Genomic DNA, 824 nt, shown 5'->3' with positions numbered 1-824 from the left:
ATCATCTCGTCTTTCTTTACCCTCAGAAAACGAACGACAGACCGGATTACCTTTTACAACCCAGCCTATCAATAATGCCATCGACGTGTTCGGTATGGTCCATTCTTTAAGCGCACACGCCGAGCGTGCGCCTGGCCATACCTTAAGACCAGCTTCTCGAGATTAAATCCGGTACCGCGCGGTCAGGCAACGGTAATCCAGCCGTCCGTCAGAGACATTCGAAGAATGTCAACAACAACGGCCCAGAGCGACAAGCTTCCTTCCTACCTCCGTCCCCTCCTTCGTTTCCAGCCGGCTAGGCCATCCACGATATCATAAGGTCCGGGCTCGGACGCCTTAAACAACCTTGCGGTCGCTCAAAACACCTGGAAGCCTCCAGATCAATCTTCTCTTCACAATGTATGCAGAACAGGCATCCAGCTTAAAAGCCGATGCAAAACCTTTATTTCTTCAGAAGACAACGTCAGCGCCACAGCGCGACAAACAACAACCGAACCAGCCCGCCTTCGCTTTCAAGCTTCGGCGAGACAATCTTCGACAAGTCGAAGATTGGTGGAGCTGAGCGGGATCGAACCGCTGACCCCCTGCTTGCAAAGCAGGTGCTCTCCCAGCTGAGCTACAGCCCCATCCAGCTCGACACCCAATGGATCACTCCATCGGCTCGGCAACAAAACCGCATCCGTTCACTCCCGGCTCGCCAAGCCATAGCCCATAAGGGCGAAGGCTGGTGGGCCCGGGAAGACTTGAACTTCCGACCCCACGCTTATCAAGCGTGTGCTCTAACCAACTGAGCTACGGGCCCATTCTCGTCAAACCGGTCCAGA

2 tRNA genes are annotated in these 824 nt (G+C 54.5%); both read right to left on the bottom strand.

Annotated elements, in window-relative coordinates:
• Positions 1–550 precede the first annotated feature (550 nt).
• Positions 551–626: transfer RNA gene (locus PH558_RS34015), tRNA-Ala, on the bottom strand.
• Between the two features lie 99 nt (positions 627–725).
• Positions 726–802 (bottom strand) — tRNA-Ile (locus tag PH558_RS34010).
• Positions 803–824 lie beyond the last annotated feature (22 nt).

The organism is Rhizobium pantanalense, from assembly GCF_030182525.1.
Classification (GTDB): domain Bacteria; phylum Pseudomonadota; class Alphaproteobacteria; order Rhizobiales; family Rhizobiaceae; genus Rhizobium.
This window is presented reverse-complemented; position numbering and strand designations above follow the sequence as displayed.